Raw genomic sequence first — 3,104 nt, forward strand, 5'->3', positions numbered from 1 at the left:
AAAAATCTCCATGGTAAAAAGGACTAAAAACAATCCAGTAGAAGGCACCTTGATAGGCTGCTTACTACTGGATTTAGTTTATCAAAATAAAATTGACAATTGAATACGTAGAATTTTTGACGCTTACAATTGATTAATTGGTTTTATGAGAAAAAAATAGATATTAATAACCAGTCAATTTTATCATCGCTTACAACAACTGAATACACAGCAGTCCAAAAAGCAAATGGTATTGACGTGTTCTTAGTTCAAATTCGAAATGTAAGAGATGATTTATTGGCAACAATCACAAGACTTCAGGATGATATAAAAAAGAATCAATCTATGCAGGTACAGCAGCAGAGATTAATTGATGATTGCAATGCCAAGAAAACTACTTTTTCAGAAATACCAGATTATGTTGCATTAAAGGATGAAATAAATAAGGAGTTTGCTAAGAGACATATCAGTTCAGAGGCAAAATTTGCCTGCGAATATGTAATTGCACTTAAGGATGAAGGATGGAGAGATGCGATTGAATCTTATCTTGGTAAGAGAAGATACACAATTCTTGTGGATCCGGAATATCACGATATTGCAGATGATGTGTTAAATACATCTCCACACAGATATGCACATTTATTTAATACGAAATTATTGATGAAAAAGGAACTTGCTCCAGAAGAAGATTCTGTTGTACGTTATATTGAAGTGAAAAATTCTGTGGCGAAACAGTATTTTGAATACCAATTAGGTCGTATGCATGCAGTAACAAAGGAACAAGTGCGCAATTTCGAGAGTGCTATTTCTAAAGAGGGAAGAGTATCTGTTGCTATGGATAGTTACTTCCTGCAATTTGATAGAATGCGTTTTTATTGCTTGGGACAGGAAACAATAGAGCTCAATCGAATTCATGCAGAAAAAAGATTACAGGCTCTGGTTAGTGAAGCGGAAACGTTACGAGAACAGGTACATGAGCAGAAACAGAAGAAAGAATATTTAGAGACATCACAAGGATACTTTGGTAGCTATAATTATGATGCATGCCAGATGTATAAGGATATTTTGCTTAAATGTGAGGCAGCATCCAATGAGCTTGAACATTTGAAACAGGCGCAGCAAAATAATATGGAATATCTGGAAATGAATCAGCTTTATACAAAATATAAAGGAGAGCTTGAAGCAAATGATAAAGAGCGTGGTAAAGTTCAAGAATCTCAGGTAAAGATGAAGACACAGCTTGCAGTAAATCAAGAAAAGAAGGAAGTAAAGACGGCAGAGCTGGAAAAATATAATGGTATTATGAATGAATACCAAATACAGAATTATGACGTGTACAAAAGAGCCATTGAAAGTTACAACAAGTATGTATTCAATGACAAAACTGGTACTGGTGGTACATTAAAAGATCGTGATCGTTCAGAACGTGCTCTTAGAGAAGTTGAGAAAAATTTGACAAGTACACAGTCTGCTTATAATGCGCGTAGAAATGCAGAAAGTTGGCTTCCAACTGGAGATGATCAGCGTTTTGCATATGGGACAAGAAAAACTCAAATCTGGATGGATGATCTCCAGGAAATCAAAGAAAAACTTAGAGAGCAAACTAGACGATACGAGGAAATATTCAAGAATGAATTTGTACTTACAGTACTAAAATCCTGTGAAAGCGCAAAAGATGACTTGAAGTTAATCAATGCAGAGCTTTCCAGATTAAAATTCAAATCAAAATATGAGTTTGAAGTGAAGTATGTAAAAGATGGCTCTGATTATGAGAAAATTTTGGAATACGCAAAATATTTAAAGGAACGCGAGGATTTAGGAACAGCTTCCGGCCAGATGACATTGTCGGCACTTACAACATTCACTGATGATAAAGGAATGGAATTAGAAAAGGAAATTCATAGAATTATTAATCGTATTATTGATAGTAATGATAAGGATCAGATTGAAGATTATGCTGATTACAGAAACTATATGATATATGAAATTTTGCTTACAAATGATGTGTTAAACAAGGCTAAGCTTTCCAAGCAGTCTGGTTTTAATTCAGGGGCCGAGGTGCAGATTCCATATATGCTAATTTTATTATCTGCGTTATTAATGATATATAACGATAAATTAAATTCTACAAGGCTTGTGTTTATAGATGAGCCATTTGCAAAAATGGATCCTAGTAATGTAAAAATCATGCTTGATTTCATGAGGAAACAGAAGCTGCAGATGATTTTCTGTGCACCAGATAAGACAGAGTTAATTGGTAATGAATGTGATGTTATTCTTCCGGTGCTTAGAACAAGATCAGATTTAATGGAAATAGGAATTATTGAAATGCATGAAGGAGTGTAGCTTTTGAATTGGGAAGAAAAAATACTTGTGTATCTAGTAGATAATTATCGGAGAAGTAAGAAAGATACTGGAGATAATAAAACCAATCGCAGAACCCGGGTAAAACCTGAAAAACTTTATAAGAAGTATCAGGCAAATGATGGCGATTTTGATGTGATCACGGCAATAAATCATACTGTGGCTGAACTCTGCATAGTAGGTTTTTTAACCTGTGATCAGGAAAAGTTTGGTACGTCACTTCAATGTATTTATCTTGTAGATAAAAAGATTGAGCAGGTGGAGGATTATCTACATAAAAAATATGCTTTTATTCCGAAAGGAATGAAGAAAGATGATGTGCAGAATATGATTGCCAAATATCATGACTTATCGGAAATCTGTGGTATGGAATGTGATCGTTTACTAAAGGAATTGGATTTTAATAAAATTCCAAATGATTATGAAACCCTTCCTAAAATATTAGATGCAGTCGCTTTTATAGAGAATAATCGAACAGAATTGTTTGTAAGAGAAGTTTCTATGAAAGTTTATGGTGATTCAAAATATTTTGAAGAGAATACATTGGTACAAGTTTGTCAGATGCTTCGCAAATATAAAAATAAACCATGTAACACAGATGAAATTATGGATGAAATTTTATCAGACTATATGATGTTGATTTACAATATAAATTGACCCCCTTTTTACACTGAAAATTGACCCCTTCACTTTAAAATAATATCCTTTATGAGAGGTAAAAAACTCATGAAGGAGGCATAAGAGTGTAGGTGAAAGACTTG

Annotated in this window: 2 protein-coding genes; both read left to right on the forward strand. The window is 33.7% G+C overall.

Annotated features, from left to right (window positions below; genetic code table 11):
- The first annotated feature begins 129 nt into the window (after positions 1–129).
- Positions 130–2,325 (forward strand): SbcC/MukB-like Walker B domain-containing protein, encoded by a 2,196-nt coding sequence (locus CLLU_RS18220; RefSeq protein WP_242977758.1) that lies wholly within the window; start codon positions 130–132, stop codon positions 2,323–2,325.
- Positions 2,326–2,328: 3 nt separating this feature from the next.
- On the forward strand, positions 2,329–3,000 hold the full coding sequence (locus CLLU_RS18225) for a hypothetical protein (RefSeq protein WP_106011175.1): 672 nt from the start codon (positions 2,329–2,331) through the stop codon (positions 2,998–3,000).
- Positions 3,001–3,104 lie beyond the last annotated feature (104 nt).

The sequence above is a fragment of the Clostridium luticellarii genome (genome assembly GCF_002995845.1).
Lineage (GTDB): Bacteria > Bacillota > Clostridia > Clostridiales > Clostridiaceae > Clostridium_B > Clostridium_B luticellarii.